Origin of the sequence: Kitasatospora sp. NPDC096147 (assembly GCF_044763225.1) — a bacterium.
GTDB lineage: Bacteria > Actinomycetota > Actinomycetes > Streptomycetales > Streptomycetaceae > Kitasatospora.
Genome location: NZ_JBIWFX010000001.1, coordinates 1,253,365 through 1,267,787, shown reverse-complemented (window position 1 = coordinate 1,267,787; position 14,423 = coordinate 1,253,365). Strand labels below are relative to the sequence as shown.

Sequence of the window (14,423 nt, the reverse complement as noted above, 5' to 3'; positions counted from 1 at the left end):
CGCCCGGTTACATTCCGAACCCGGAAGCTAAGCCTCACAGCGCCGATGGTACTGCAGGGGGGACCCTGTGGGAGAGTAGGACGCCGCCGAACAATCATTCAAGAGAAGCCCCTCATCCTCAGGATGGGGGGCTTCTCTGTTGTATGGTCAGTCCGCACCGTTTTCGTACCGTACAGGGAGGCTTCCTCGTGGAGGTCCAGGAGACGCGCGTTCAGACCGACCGCGTCCTCACCATTCCCAACCTGCTGAGCATGGGCCGGCTGGTGGGTGTTCCGATCTTCCTGTGGCTGATCCTGTGGCCGGTGTTCGGGGGGCCGAACAACGACGGCTGGGCGATCGCCATCCTGATGCTCAGCGGGGTCAGCGACTACCTGGACGGGAAGCTGGCCCGGCGGTGGGGGCAGATCAGCCGGCTCGGGCAGCTCCTCGATCCGGCCGCGGACCGGCTGTACGTGCTGTCGACCCTGGTGGGTCTGACCTGGCGGGAGATCCTGCCCTGGTGGGTCACGGCGATCCTGCTGGCGCGGGAGGTGTTCGTGGGGCTCTGGTTGCTGGTGTTGGGGCGGCACGGGTACGGGCCCCTGCAGGTGGCTTTCCTCGGGAAGGCGGCGACCTTCAATCTGATGTACGCCTTTCCGCTTCTGCTCCTGGGCGTCGGCACCAGTTGGGTGGCCGATCCGGCCGCGGTGGTGAGTTGGGCCTTCATCTGGTGGGGCACGGTCCTCTACTGGTGGTCCGGCATCCTGTACGCCATTCAGGCGTGGCAGCTGATCAAGGCGGATCGGATCGCCGCGGCCTGATCGCGGAGAAGTGCGGTGTACCTGAGGGGCGTGGGACGAGACGAGTCCCACGCCCCTCAGGTGCGTCGGGTGGGACTCAACGGGTAGAGATGCCTTCGGAACGGTTTGATGGAAGCCCGTGCAGGGGTTTTCCAGCGCCGCGAAGGAGGACGCACCCGAATGAAAGCCGTTGTGATGGCAGGGGGCGAGGGAACTCGCCTTCGCCCGATGACTTCGAGCATGCCCAAACCACTGCTGCCGGTGGCGAACCGCCCGATCATGGAGCACGTGCTGAGGCTGCTGAAGCGTCACGGCCTCTCCGACACCGTCGTCACCGTGCAGTTCCTCGCCTCCCTGGTGAAGAACTACTTCGGGGACGGTGAAGAACTGGGGATGCACCTCACCTATGCCAATGAGGAGGTGCCGCTCGGTACGGCGGGAAGCGTCAAGAACGCGGAGGACGCACTCAGGGACGATTCGTTCCTGGTGATCTCCGGCGATGCTCTGACCGACTTCAACCTCACCGATCTGATCGAGTTCCACCGGAGCAAGGGTGCTCTGGTGACGGTCTGTCTCACCCGGGTCCCGAATCCGTTGGAGTTCGGGATCACGATCACCGACGACGAGGGCCGGGTCGAGCGGTTCCTGGAGAAGCCGACCTGGGGTCAGGTCTTCTCGGACACCGTGAACACCGGGATCTACGTCATGGAGCCGGAGGTCTTCGACTACGTCGCGGCCGGCGAGGTGGTCGACTGGTCCGGTGACGTCTTCCCGCAGTTGCTCAAGGAGGGCAAGCCGGTCTACGGCTACGTCGCCGAGGGCTACTGGGAGGACGTGGGCACGCACGAGAGCTACGGCAAGGCCCAGGCCGACGTCCTGGAGGGGAAGGTGGACGTCGAGCTCGACGGCTTCGAGATCTCCCCGGGCGTCTGGATCGCCGAGGGGGCCGAGGTGGACCCGGAGGCAGTGCTGCGCGGGCCGCTGTACATCGGGGACTACGCCAAGGTCGAGGCCGGCGTGGAGCTGCGCGAGCACACCGTGCTGGGCTCCAACGTCGTCGTGAAGCGCGGCGCGTTCCTGCACAAGGCGGTGATCCACGACAACGTCTACATCGGGCCGCAGTCGAACCTGCGCGGGTGCGTGGTCGGCAAGAACACCGACGTGATGCGGGCGGCCCGGATCGAGGACGGGGCGGTGATCGGGGACGAGTGCCTGATCGGCGAGGAGTCGATCATCTCGGGCAACGTCCGGGTCTACCCGTTCAAGACCGTCGAGGCCGGCGCCTTCGTCAACACCTCGGTGATCTGGGAGTCCCGGGGACAGGAGCACCTCTTCGGGGTGCGCGGGGTCTCCGGCATCCTCAACGTCGAGATCACCCCGGAGCTGGCCGTCCGACTGGCGGGGGCGTACGCGACCACGCTGAAGAAGGGCGCGACCGTCACCATTGCGCGTGACCACTCGCGGGGTGCGCGGGCACTCAAACGGGCGATGATCTCCGCCCTGCAGACCAGCGCGATCGACGTCCGCGACCTGGAGAACGTGCCGCTGCCGGTGGCCCGGCAGCACACCGCGCGCGGCAGTGCCGGCGGGATCTTCCTGCGGACCTCGCCGGGGGTGCCGGACTCGCTGGACATCCTGTTCTTCGACGAGCGCGGGGCCGACCTGTCGCAGGCCGGGCAGCGGAAGCTGGACCGGGTGTACCAGCGGCAGGAGTACCGCCGGGCGTTCCCCGGTGAGATCGGTGACCTGCTGCACCCGGCGAGCGTCTTCGACTCGTACGCGGGGAACCTGCTGCGGGCGGTGGACACCCGAGGGGTCCGGGAGGCCGGGCTCAAGGTGGTGGTGGACGCCGCGCACGGCAGTGCCGGGCTGGTGCTGCCGTCGATCCTGGGCCGGCTCGGGGTCGAGACGCTGACCGTCAGCGGCGGCCTGGACGAGGCGCGGCCGACGGAGGACGCGGAGTCGCGGCGGGCCGGGCTGGCCAGGCTGGGGGAGCTGGTCTCCTCCTCCCGGGCGGCCTTCGGGGTGCGGTTCGACCCGGTCGGCGAGCGGGTCTCCTTCGTGGACGAGCTGGGCCGGGTGATCCAGGACGACCGGGCGCTGCTGGTGCTGCTGGACCTGGTCGCGGCCGAGCGGCGGAGCGGGCAGGTGGCGCTGCCGGTGACCACCACCCGGATCGCCGAGCAGGTGGCGGCGTACCACGGCACCCAGGTGATCTGGACGACCACCTCGCCGGACGACCTGGCCAAGGCCGCGGCGGCCGACACCACCGTCTTCGGCGGTGACGGGCGCGGCGGGTTCGTGGTGCCGGAGTTCAGCGGGGTGCTGGACGGGGCCGCGGCCTTCGTCCGGCTGGTCGGCCTGGTGGCACGGACCCAGCTGACGCTGAGTCAGATCGACGCCCGCATCCCGCAGGCGCACATCCAGCGCCGGGACATCGCCACGCCGTGGGCGGCCAAGGGCATGGTGATGCGCTCGGTGGTCGAGGCGGCCGGGAACCGGCGGCTGGACACCACCGACGGCGTCCGGGTGGTCGAGGCGGACGGGCGCTGGACGCTGGTGCTGCCGGACCCGGCGGAGGCGGTCACCCACCTCTGGGCGGAGGGCCCGGACGACGCGGCCACCCAGCAGTTGCTGGACGAGTGGGCGGCCGTGGTGGACGGCGCCGGCCGCTAGCGCGGCGGGTACGACCGGGGCGGGCGGTGCGAACCGCCCGCCCCGGGACGTCCAGGTCACGATCGGGTGACCGATCGGGCATGTCACGGCGGGGGGTGTGCGTTCACCCGGTCGGCGACATGGGACGATGTCTCGCATGCCAGCATCGCCGACGCCGAGTGACCGGGACGGACGCTACGCGCGCCCGGACGCCTCGATGTCCCTGCTGACCAGCGTGATGGACCACGGACTGGACGAGGGGTACGCCGAGGCTGCCAAGGCCCGCGGGGGCGAGGGCCCGCGCCGGATGCCGACGGCCGTGAAGGGCAAGCTGGTGCTGGCCCTCGGGCTGGCGCTGGCCACCACCGTGGTGACCGTCGGCGCGGTGAACACCCAGCAGGCGGCGCCCACCCTGGCCCGGGAGCGGGACGCCCTGGTGCAGCGGGTGCAGGACGCCACCGGCTCGGCCGACAAGATGCAGCAGCAGATCCAGGACCTGCGGGGCAAGGTCGAGAAGGCCCAGGGCGAGGCGTTGCAGAGCGACGGCACCTCCGCGCTGGACGACCTGGCCGCCCGGGCGGGCACCGCCGAGGTGGTCGGCCCCGGCTTCAAGCTGGTGCTGGAGGACGCCTCGGGCACCGGGGCCGGGGGCAGCGTCTCCGACCCGCGCCAGGCGGAGGGCTTCTCCAACACCGGCAGGCTGCGGGACCGGGACATCCAACTGGTCGTCAACGGTGTCTGGCGGGCCGGGGCGGAGGCCGTCTCGATCAACGGCCAGCGGCTCACCGAGCTCTCCGCGATCCGGGCGGCCGGTGACGCGGTGCTGGTCGACAACCGCCCGCTGGTGCCGCCGTACACCGTGCTGGCGATCGGGGACGGGGCCGCGTTCGGCCAGTCCTTCCAGGACGGCGAGGCCGGGCGCTACCTGAAGATCATTCAGGACAGCTACGGCATCAAGTCCACCCTCACCGTGCAGAAGAAGCTGACGGTGCCGGGCGCGCTCGGCATCACGCTGCGGTACGCGCAGCCCGACATCTCAGGAGCAGCTACCCCGTGATTGCCGTGCTGGGTCTCGTGATCGGCGTGATCGCCGGTCTGATCGTGCAGCCCGAGGTGCCCGACGCCGTGGTGCCGTACCTGCCGATCGCGGTGGTGGCGGCGCTGGACGCGGTGTTCGGCGGCGTCCGGGCGATGCTGGACGGGATCTTCGACGACAAGGTCTTCGTGGTCTCCTTCCTCTCCAACGTGGTGGTCGCCGCGCTGATCGTCTACCTGGGCGACCAGCTGGGCGTCGGCTCGCAGCTCTCCACCGGCGTGGTGGTCGTGCTCGGCATCCGGATCTTCTCCAACGCCGCCGCGATCCGCCGGCACGTGTTCCGGGCCTGAGGGGGAGCGGTGGCAGCGGAGGAACAGAAGCCGGAGCAGCGGCAGCCGGAGCCCCCCGAGGAGCAGCGGGAGGAACATCGGCCCGAGCCTGCCGAGGAGCGGCGCGATCCCGTCGGCGAGCGGCCGGTGCGGCCGGAGCGGGAGGCCGGGGAACAGCGGTCGGGAGAGCAGCGGCCGGAGGCCGACACGCCCGGGACGGCGGAGGTACCGGCGGAGTCGGCTGAGCCGCAGCCGCAGCCGCAGCCGGTGCCGGTGCCGGTGCCGGTGCCCGGGCCGGAGTCGGAGCGGGCGGCGCCGGCGGCCGGAGCGCCGGAGGAGGAGAACACGCCGCGTCGGCGGTTGCGGACCGCGCTCTGGCCGCCGCGCCTGTCGCGGGGTCAGCTGGTGGTGGCCGCCCTGCTGTTGGTGCTGGGTTTCGCGCTGGCGGTGCAGGTGCGGTCGACCAACGACCACAGCCAGCTGCGCGGCGCCCGCCAGGAGGACCTGGTGCGCATCCTCGACGAACTGGACAGCCGTCAGCAGCGTCTCCAGCAGGAGAAGACGCAGCTGGAGCAGTCCCTGGCGCAGTTGGAGAACAGCTCCAACCAGGCCAAGGAGGCCCAGGAGCAGACCAGGAAGAAGGCCACGGAGCTCGGGGTGCTGGCGGGTACGGTGCGTGCGACCGGTCCGGGGATCGTGCTGACGATCGATGATCCCCAACGGCAGGTGAAGGCCGATATGCTGCTGGACACCCTGCAGGAACTCCGAGCCGCAGGGGCGGAGGCGATTCAGATCAACGACGTGCGAGTGGTGGCCGGCAGCTACTTCACCGACAGCGGTGAGGACCGTGTGCAGGTGGACGGCAAGGACCTGTCCGCGCCGTACCGGTTCACCGTGGTGGGGAACCCGCAGGACCTCACCCCCGCGCTGAACATCCCGGGGGGTGTGGTGCGCACCCTGGAGAAGCAGAAGGCGCGCGCCACCATCACCCAGGAGCAGAAGGTCGTGGTCGACGCGCTGGCCGCCCCGACGGCACCTCAGTACGCCAAGCCGGCGGCGAGGTGACGGCCCGACCGACGGACGGTCCGTCAGTTCCGCACCGCCCCCGGTGCGGGCGTGGGCAACCCGGTCGGGGAGACTGGGGCCGATCGCCCGTTCCGAACCGGCCGCCACACCGGCCGGCTGCCTGTCCGAACCGCACACCCTGCCCCGCGGGCGGGTCTGTCACACGCAAGGGGATTCGCCCGTGAGTCTGTTCTCGAAGCTGTTCGGCCGCAAGAAGAACCGCGCTGCGGCGGTCGAGCAGCCGACCGCCCGCCACCGGGCGGACGAGTCCTCCGTGCCGGGGATGCGTCCCTCGCCGGAGTCGGTGGAGTACGCCGAGCGCCCGCTGTTCCGGGACGGTGGCAATCCGGCGGGTCACGGCGCGTCGGTCGACCAGTCCGGTGCTCCGCGCATAGGTTTCCAGTCGGGACCCTCAACCTCTGGTGGAGGGTTCGCCCAGAATGACCCCTATGCCGGTCAGACCCTGCCGGGTGTGGACCTCCAGGAGGCTGTGAAGATGGCTGGTGGTCCGTCCCCGTGTCCGCGCTGCGGGAACCAGAACGCGGCCACGGCCCGGTTCTGCTCCAACTGCGGCACGCAGCTGCGCGGCGGCGCGCCGGAGCACTCGGCCGAGGTCACCTCGACCATCTCGATCCACGGCCTGGAGTCCTACGACCCCAACACCACGACCGGCACCGGCGCCACCCCGGCGCTCAACGCCGACGTGCTGGCCGCGATCGACGCGCTGCCGCCGCACTCCGCGCTGCTTATCGTGCAGCGCGGCCCGAACTCGGGCAGCCGCTTCCTGCTGGACAAGGACGTCACCACGGCGGGCCGTCACCCCGAGGGTGACATCTTCCTGGACGACGTCACGGTCTCCCGGCGGCACGTGGAGTTCCGCCGCCGGCCGGGCGGCTTCACCGTCGCCGACGTGGGCAGCCTGAACGGCACCTACGTCAACCGGGAGCGGATCGACGAGGTCCAGCTCGGCAACGGCGACGAGGTGCAGATCGGCAAGTACCGGCTGGTGTTCTTCGCCAGCCAGCACCGGGGGTACTGAGACCGCAGGCGCGTTGTCCGGGGGGACTGGATCCGACGTCGGCAGGAGCCCGTGTGACCACCCCTTCCAGCACCGAGACCTCGCCCGTTCCGGCCTCCCGCCGAGCGGGCGAGGGGCGGCGGCGCGGTGACGAACTGCTCAGCATCGGCGCGGTGTTGGCGTACCTCCGGGACGACTTCCCGGAGGTCACCATCTCGAAGATCCGCTTCCTGGAGGCGGAGGGGCTGGTCGAGCCCCAGCGGACGCCCTCGGGCTACCGCAAGTTCAGCTCCGCCGACCTGGAGCGGCTGGCGTACGTGCTGCGGATGCAGCGCGACCACTACCTGCCGCTGCGGGTGATCCGGGAGCACCTGGACGCGATCGAGCGCGGGGAGGCCCCACCGGCCCTCCCCGCGCCCGACAACCGGCCGGGCCCGGTGGAGGAGGCCGACCGCGAGCTGGTCGCCGCCACGCCCGGCGGCGGGGTGCGGCTGGGCCGGGCCGAGCTGCTGGCCGCCGCCGAGGCGGCCGAGACGGAGCTGGCGGAGTGGGAGTCGTACGGACTGATCGCTCCGGGACCGGACGGCGGCTACGACGGCGAGGCGCTCCAGGTCGCCCGGTTGGTGGGCGAGTTGGGGCGGTTCGGGCTGGAGCCCCGGCACCTGCGGGCGATGAAGGCGGCGGCCGACCGGGAGGTCGCGCTGGTGGAGCAGGTGGTGGCGCCGCTGCGCCGGCACCGGAATCCGCAGACCCGGGCGCACGCCGAGGCGACCGCCCGGGAGCTGGCCACGCTCTCGGTGCGGCTGCACGCGGCGATGGTCCAGGCGGGCCTGCGGCTGCGCTCGTAGGGGTGGGCGCAGTCGACGTTGTCCGGGTCGTCCGGGCACGGCTGACCGGCTGCGCTTTCATATCCGGTGGCTGGGCCATAGGGTTGCCAGTGTGAATGAGCTCGACGTCGTGGGTGTCCGGGTGGAGATGCCTTCCAACCAGCCGATCGTGCTGCTTCGGGAGGTCGGGGGCGATCGGTACCTGCCGATCTGGATCGGTCCTGGCGAGGCCACCGCGATCGCGTTCGCCCAGCAGGGGATGACGCCGGTCCGGCCGCTGACCCACGACCTGTTCAAGGACGTGCTGGAGGCGCTGGGGCAGGACCTCACCGAGGTGCGGATCAGTGATCTGCGGGACGGCGTCTTCTACGCCGACCTGGTGTTCTCCGGCGGGGTCGAGGTGAGTGCCCGGCCGTCCGACGCGATAGCGCTGGCGCTGCGGACCGGGACGCCGATCTTCGGTGCCGAGGAGGTGCTCGCCGAGGCGGGCATCGCGATCCCGGACGAGCAGGAGGACGAGGTCGAGAAGTTCCGCGAGTTCCTCGACCAGGTCTCGCCGGAGGACTTCGGTGGCCAGCAGTGACCGGCGTCTGACCGGGGGTCAGTAGCCTCCCGCCGGTCCGTTCCGCAAGTCGGCTTTTGCCAAAGGGCGTTCGTCTACCCACACTAGGGGCACGAAAAACCACTCGGCCGGGTGATGTCCACCCCGTGCCCCGGCGTGGCGATCGTTGACGGGTCCTGGGCGACTGCCTACCGTCAGTGGTGGCTCCGGAGGGTTGCGCCTTCCGGGGCACGGCCCATCAGGACGGAGCGGACGGAGGTAGGCATGAGCGGCTCGGGCGACCAATCGAACGGCGGGGGCCAGTGCTCCGTGCACGTCCCGCGTTCCGCGCGCACGGTGCTGGAGCGCCCCCGGGAGGGCTCGGCGGCCGAGGCGGAGCTGCACAGGTTCGCGCGCTTCCCGGCGGTGCAGCCGGGACAGCCCGCCATCGAGCGGCTGGCGCCGACCTCGGCGCTGATCGGCTACCGGGGGCCGACCGCCTGCGCGGCGGCCGGCATCACGTACCGCCAACTGGACTACTGGGCCCGGACGGGCCTGCTGGAGCCGAGCGTGCGGACGGCCTACCCGGCCAACTCGCAGCGCCTGTACAGCTTCCGGGACATCCTGCTGCTGAAGATCGTCAAGCGGCTGCTGGACGCCGGGGTCTCGCTGCAGAACATCCGGATCGCGGTCGGCCACCTCCAGCGGATGGAGGAGCAGGACCTGCCGGAGCTGACCCTGATGTCCGACGGTGCCACGGTGTACGAGTGCACCTCGCCCCAGCAGGTGGTCGATCTGCTGAAGGGTGGTCAGGGCGTGTTCGGCATCGCCGTCGGCGCGGTCCGGCAGGAGCTGGAGGGCGCGCTCGGGCGGCTGCACGCCGAGCGGACCGACACCGGCGAGACGGTGACCGGCTACGACCCCGGTGACGAACTGGCGCAGCGGCGCAACCGGGCGGGCTGACCCGGCGTCACTCCCCGCGGACGACAAGGGGAGAACGCTGGTGCGAACGGTGCGACGGGTGGTGCGGGGCGGAGTCCTGCGGGGACGGTCGGCGGTGGTCCGCCTGCTGCGCAGCAGGACCAGCCAGCGGCGCTGGTTCCAGGCCCTGGTAGTGGCCGCGCTGGCCGGTCTGGCGCCGATGAGCTGGCTCTGGCTGGCGGCGGGGGACCGGGTCGGCACGGTGGCCGGGGCTCCCGCCGCACCGGTGGGCGTGGTCTTCGGCGCCGGGATCTTCGACGGAAAGCCCTCGCCGTACCTGGCCCACCGGCTGGACGCGGCGGTGCAGCTGTACCGGGCGGAGAAGATCCAGGCGGTGCTGGTCACCGGGGACAACAGCCGCACCGACTACGACGAGTCCACCGTGATGAAGACCTACCTGGTGGAGCAGGGCGTGCCGGCCGGCAAGGTGGTCGAGGACTACGCGGGCTTCGACACCTGGGACTCCTGCGTCCGGGCCAAGCGGATCTTCTTGGTGGACCGGGCGGTGCTGATCAGTCAGTCCTTCCACGCCCGGCGGGCGCTGGCGCTCTGCCAGGCGGCCGGGATCGACTCCTACGCCGTCGGGGTGGACGAGGACCCGAACGCCACCTGGTACTACGGCGGCCTGCGGGAGATCCCCGGGGCGGCCAAGGCGGCCTTCGACGCCGCCTTCGAGCCGGACCCGACGTTCTGGGGGGAGCAGGAGCACGGCATCGGGGCGGCGCTGGCCCGGCCGCGCTGAGCCGGAGCCCCGGCGGCCGGCCGGCCCGCTTCGCGTTGCCCGCTTCGCGTTGCCCGCTTCGCGTTGCCCGCTTCGCGTTGCCCGCTTCGCGTTGCCCGCTTCGCGTTGCCCGCTTCGCGCTCCGTCTCCTGACGCGGTGCGCTGCCGCACGGTTCTGTCGGTGGGGTGCGGGATGATCGACGGGTGCGTTCGGTGCCGAGCATCCTCCACCTCGACATGGACGCCTTCTTCGCGGCGGTGGAGCAGGCGGCCAAGCCCAGCCTGCGCGGGAAGCCGGTGATCGTCGGCGGCCTCGGGCTGCGCGGCGTGGTCTCCACCGCCTCCTACGAGGCCCGGAAGTTCGGCGTGCACTCGGCGATGCCGATGGCCCAGGCCCGCCGGCTCTGCCCCAACGCGGCCTTCCTGAGCGGGCGCTACGACGCCTACCGGCAGGTCAGCGAGGTGGTGATGGGCCTGCTGCGGGAGCTCTCACCGCTGGTCGAGCCGCTCAGTGTGGACGAGGCGTTCGTCGACCTGGAGACCGGCCCGTACGCCTCGGCGCTGCGCGAGGCGGGGCCGGAGGCCGGGGCCGAGATGGCGGTGGCGATCGGCACCGACCTGCGGGCCGACATCGAGGAGCGGACGGGGCTGACCGGCTCGGTCGGGCTGGCCGGGTCCAAGCTGATGGCGAAGATCGCCTCCGAGCAGGCCAAGCCGGACGGCCTGGTGGTGATCGGCGTCGGCCGGGAGCGGGCGGTGCTCTCCACCATGTCGGTGCGGGCGCTGCCGGGTGTCGGCCCGGCCACCGAGCAGGTGCTGCGCCGGGTCGGGATGACCACGGTGGCGGACCTGGCGGCGGCCGGTGAGGGTGAGCTGGTGCAGCTGCTGGGCCGTGCCCACGGGGTCGGCGTGCACCGGATGTCGCTGGGCCTGGACGAGCGCGCCGTGGTGCCGGACCGGGACGCCAAGTCCGTCTCGGTGGAGGACACCTTCGAGGTGGACCTGGCCGACCGGGGGCGGGTGCTGCGGGAGATCGACGAGCTGACGGCCCGTTGTGTCGGCCGGCTGCACGCCTCCGGGCGCTCGGGGCGGACGGTGGTGCTCAAGGTGCGGCGCTTCGACTTCTCGACCATCACCCGCTCGGAGACGCTGCGCTCGCCGACCGACGACGCGGTGGTGATCGCCGAGACGGCCCGGCGGCTGGCCCAGCAGGTGGACATCACCGGCGGGGTGCGGCTGCTGGGGGTGGGCGTGGCGCAGCTGGCGGACTTCACCCAGGAGGACCTGTTCGCCCAGGCCGAGCGGGAGGAGCTGGCGGCTGGGGCGGGGGAGGTAGCGGCGCCGCAGGACAGCGAGCCGGTGGTGGAGGTGGCCGTGGTGCGGCAGTGGCGGCCGGGGCAGGACGTGACGCACGGTCAGCTCGGGCCGGGGTGGGTGCAGGGCAGCGGAGTGGGCCGGGTGACGGTGCGCTTCGAGACGCCGCAGGGGGGGATCGGGCGGGTGCGGACCTTCGCGGTGGACGACCCGGAGCTGACGCCGTCGGGGCCGCTGCCACTGCGCCCCGGGATGCTGCCGCCGGCGGGCGACGAGGACGAGGAGTGACGAGGACGAGGAGTAGGGCGGGGACGACGACGGCCCCCGCACCGTGTCCAGCGGTGCGGGGGCCGTTCATCCTGCGGCCGTCCGTCCGGGCGTGATGCCCTCACGTACCGGCGGCGGCCGGGGTGCCGTCGGCGCGACCCGTCCCTGAGCGCGTCGGCGGGGTGGGGCGTACCGTCCGGCCCGAGCCGGACGGTACGCCCCTGACGCCTCGTCAGGCGCCGGTCTTCACCAGCTCGGGCGAGGCGGGGGCCTCGACCGGAGCGGGGGTCTCCTTGATCCGGCGGATCGCGAACGGGACCACGGCGGCCACCAGGCAGACCGCGGCGGCGACCCAGAACGCGTGCTTGTAGGCGTCCAGGGTGGGCAGCTGGACCGGGATCGGCAGCTTCATGGTGTCGCCGGTCAGGATCGCGGCCATCACGGCGGTGCCGATGGCGCCGCCGACGGTGCGCAGCACCGCGTTCATGCCGTTGGCGATGCCGGACTGCTCGGCCGGGACGGCGCCGTTGATGTAGGCGGGCATCGCCGCGTAGGCGAGGCCGACGCCGAGGCCGAAGACGGCGGAGGCGAAGTAGATGTCGCCCTCGGCGGAGTGACGCAGCGCCAGGTAGACCATGCCGGCCGCGCCGAGCAGGCCGCCGAGCACCAGCGGCAGGCGCGGGCCGCGCCGGGCGATCAGCAGGGCGCCGACCGGGGCGGCGACCATCGAGCCGAGCGCGGAGGGCAGCAGCATGACGCCGGCGTGCAGCACGGTGGCGGTGAAGCCGTAGTGGGCCAGCTTCTCGGGGGTCTGGGCGAAGTTGCTGATCACCATGAACGAGCCGTACATGCCGAAGCCGATCAGCAGGCCGGAGATGTTGGTGAAGGCGACGGCCGGACGGGCCATCATCTTCATGTCCACCAGCGGGTGCTTGACCTTGACCTCGATGATCCCCCAGACCAGGGCGATCACGGCGGCGGCGGCGAACAGGCCGAGGGTGCGGTTGGAGGTCCAGCCCCAGGTGTTGCCCTGGCTGACCGCGATCAGCAGGGCGGAGAGCCAGCCGGCCAGGGTGAGCGCGCCGAGCGGGTCGGCGCCGCCGTTCTTGTCGACCACCGGGTCGGTCGGGACGCGCAGGGCGACCAGCGCGACGGCGAGCAGGCCGAAGCCGAGGCCCATCCAGAAGATGGACTTGTAGTCCCAGTGCTCCAGCAGCAGGCCGGTGGCGACCAGGCCGAGGCCGGAGCCGACGCCCATCGAGGCGGAGATCAGCGCGACGCCGCCGGTGACCTTCTCCTTGGGGAGCTCGTCACGGACGATGCTGATCGCCAGCGGCAGCACGCCACCGCCGGCGCCCTGCAGGACGCGGGCGACGACCAGCCAGGTGAACGAGTGGGTGCCCACCGCCAGCGCGGAGCCGGCCACCAGGCCGCCGAGCGAGACCAGCAGCATGGGCTTGCGGCCCCGGAGGTCGCCGAAGCGGCCGAGCAGCGGGGTCAGGACGGCGGCGGACAGCAGGTTCGCCGTCATGAGCCAGGTGATGCTGGAACCGGAGACGTCCAGTTCCTTGGCCAGCGAGGGCAGGATCGGGACGACGGCGGTCTGCACCACGCTGAATGCCAGCATCGCCAGCACCAGGGCGGGGAGCACGCGCGTGCTGCTCGGCCTCACGGAAGCTTCCTTCAGTTGAAAGTCAAGGGACTGAAGTAACCATGACGGGAGATACTTCAGTGTGTCAAATATTCTCTGGTGAAGCTTTGGCAAAGTGGCGTTTGACGTGCGGGAACGCCGAAGCCGCCCGGCACACGGGGTGCGGGGCGGCTTCGGCGGGGCGGGTCAGCGCAGCGGTTCGGGGCGGCCGGCGGCCGGCGGCGGGGAGGCGGCGGGCGTGACGCCGGAGGTGTTGTCGTGGATCTCCACCTGCTCGCGGCGCAGCTCGTCCCGGATCACCGCCTCCTCGGTGTAGCGCTCGACCACCAGGCGGACCCGCTCGATGGGGGCCAGGTACTTGCGGACCACCGGGCGCTCCTCCCGGAGGGTCACCTCCTCGACCGCCTCGGCGATCTCCTGCTCGCTGAGCGCGGCCCGCTCCGCCTCGGTGACCGGCACCCGCTCCACCCGCACCCGTTCCTTCACCACCGGGACCTTGCGCTCCACCGCCTCGGAGGTGACGTACTTGCGCAGCTTGGCGGTGCCGAGCACGTGCCACTCGGTGGTGACGTCGAGGCGCTCCTCGCGGCAGGTGATCTCGACCGGGCCGCCGGGGGCGTTGCCGGGGACGGTGGGGGCGGTGGACTCGGCCGGCTTGGCGGCGGCGGGCGCCGGAGCGGGCATCTCGGAGGTGGCGGTGAAGGCCATCGGGGCGGCCGTCATGGTCGGGGCGGTGGTGGTCGCGTTCACGCTGCTGCTTTCCTTGCTGGTGGTGCCGACGGAGCCGAAGTCGAGGTCCTTGGCGGTGCCCGTGCCGTTGGTGCCGACGGCAGCCGCCGCCAGCGGGGCGGCGGCGGGTGCGCCGGTGTCCAGGCCGTAGTAGCGGTAGAGCTGGAGCTCCTGCGCGGGGGAGAGGTGCTGGCCCACGCCGAAGTCGGGGGAGTCCTTGATCAGGGACTTGTCGTAGGGGACCCGGAGCTCCTCGCCGGAGAACTCACTGGTGGTCAGCGGGACGAACGCGTCCCGGCCGAAGATCCCGGTGCGGACGGCCGCCCACTCGGGTTCGCCGGTCGCGTCGTCGAGGTAGACCTCGTCGACGGTGCCGATCTTGTCACCGTTCCGGTCGACCGCCTTGTGTCCGATCAGGTCTCGCGGGTCGATGTCGGTCTGCACGCTGTCCTCCAGTAGGAGAGGTACGAAAGCACCCCTGACACTCCGTCAGGGGGCGGTCGGCGGAAG

13 protein-coding genes and 1 rRNA gene are annotated in these 14,423 nt (G+C 71.7%); 12 read left to right on the top strand and 2 right to left on the bottom strand.

All coding sequences use genetic code 11. From position 1 onward, the window contains the following. The 12 genes from rrf to ACIRBX_RS05425 all read left to right on the top strand — a co-directional run. Positions 1–92, top strand: a 5S ribosomal RNA gene (gene rrf, locus ACIRBX_RS05480); the annotation flags it as partial. Between the two features lie 96 nt (positions 93–188). Then, complete coding sequence (locus ACIRBX_RS05475; protein WP_402293863.1) at positions 189–800, top strand: CDP-alcohol phosphatidyltransferase family protein; 612 nt, start codon at positions 189–191, stop codon at positions 798–800. A 159-nt stretch (positions 801–959) separates the two neighbouring features. Beyond that, on the top strand, positions 960–3,455 hold the full coding sequence (locus ACIRBX_RS05470) for a sugar phosphate nucleotidyltransferase (RefSeq protein WP_402293862.1): 2,496 nt from the start codon (positions 960–962) through the stop codon (positions 3,453–3,455). A 136-nt stretch (positions 3,456–3,591) separates the two neighbouring features. Next, a complete protein-coding gene (locus ACIRBX_RS05465; RefSeq protein WP_402293861.1) occupies positions 3,592–4,491 on the top strand; it encodes a DUF881 domain-containing protein in 900 nt (299 codons plus the stop codon). After that, entirely contained in the window at positions 4,488–4,820 is a 333-nt protein-coding gene (locus tag ACIRBX_RS05460; protein ID WP_380148365.1) for a small basic family protein, read from the top strand. The genes ACIRBX_RS05465 and ACIRBX_RS05460 overlap by 4 nt, the downstream gene beginning before the upstream one ends. A 9-nt stretch (positions 4,821–4,829) precedes the next feature. Next, positions 4,830–5,864 carry a DUF881 domain-containing protein gene (locus ACIRBX_RS05455; RefSeq protein ID WP_402293859.1) on the top strand — a complete coding sequence of 345 codons (1,035 nt, stop codon included), beginning with the start codon at positions 4,830–4,832 and terminating at the stop codon, positions 5,862–5,864. Between the two features lie 181 nt (positions 5,865–6,045). Continuing rightward, positions 6,046–6,903 (top strand): FHA domain-containing protein, encoded by an 858-nt coding sequence (locus ACIRBX_RS05450; protein WP_402293857.1) that lies wholly within the window; start codon positions 6,046–6,048, stop codon positions 6,901–6,903. A 53-nt stretch (positions 6,904–6,956) separates the two neighbouring features. Then, positions 6,957–7,730 (top strand): MerR family transcriptional regulator, encoded by a 774-nt coding sequence (locus tag ACIRBX_RS05445; RefSeq protein WP_402293856.1) that lies wholly within the window; start codon positions 6,957–6,959, stop codon positions 7,728–7,730. Between the two features lie 91 nt (positions 7,731–7,821). Next, the gene (locus tag ACIRBX_RS05440; RefSeq protein WP_380148371.1) at positions 7,822–8,292 is read left to right on the top strand and encodes a bifunctional nuclease family protein; all 471 of its coding nucleotides are present in this window, start codon (positions 7,822–7,824) and stop codon (positions 8,290–8,292) included. Positions 8,293–8,535: 243 nt separating this feature from the next. Continuing rightward, a complete protein-coding gene (locus tag ACIRBX_RS05435) occupies positions 8,536–9,213 on the top strand; it encodes a MerR family transcriptional regulator (RefSeq protein WP_402293855.1) in 678 nt (225 codons plus the stop codon). A gap of 40 nt (positions 9,214–9,253) precedes the next feature. Then, positions 9,254–9,973 carry a vancomycin high temperature exclusion protein gene (locus tag ACIRBX_RS05430; RefSeq protein ID WP_402293854.1) on the top strand — a complete coding sequence of 240 codons (720 nt, stop codon included), beginning with the start codon at positions 9,254–9,256 and terminating at the stop codon, positions 9,971–9,973. A gap of 183 nt (positions 9,974–10,156) precedes the next feature. After that, positions 10,157–11,554, top strand: coding sequence for a DNA polymerase IV (locus ACIRBX_RS05425; RefSeq protein WP_402293853.1), 1,398 nt, complete (start codon positions 10,157–10,159; stop codon positions 11,552–11,554). A 211-nt stretch (positions 11,555–11,765) separates the two neighbouring features. Here ACIRBX_RS05425 and ACIRBX_RS05420 read toward each other — a convergent pair whose 3' ends face one another. After that, the gene (locus ACIRBX_RS05420) at positions 11,766–13,205 is read right to left on the bottom strand and encodes an MFS transporter (RefSeq protein ID WP_402293852.1); all 1,440 of its coding nucleotides are present in this window, start codon (positions 13,203–13,205) and stop codon (positions 11,766–11,768) included. A 165-nt stretch (positions 13,206–13,370) separates the two neighbouring features. Further along, entirely contained in the window at positions 13,371–14,357 is a 987-nt protein-coding gene (locus ACIRBX_RS05415) for a PRC and DUF2382 domain-containing protein (protein ID WP_402293851.1), read from the bottom strand. Positions 14,358–14,423 lie beyond the last annotated feature (66 nt).

Coding starts and splice junctions, on each gene's coding strand:
- ACIRBX_RS05465 (WP_402293861.1), top strand. CDS start 3,592: ATGCCAGCATCGCCGACGCCGAGTGACCGGGACGGACGCTACGCGCGC.
- ACIRBX_RS05435 (WP_402293855.1), top strand. CDS start 8,536: ATGAGCGGCTCGGGCGACCAATCGAACGGCGGGGGCCAGTGCTCCGTG.
- ACIRBX_RS05470 (WP_402293862.1), top strand. CDS start 960: ATGAAAGCCGTTGTGATGGCAGGGGGCGAGGGAACTCGCCTTCGCCCG.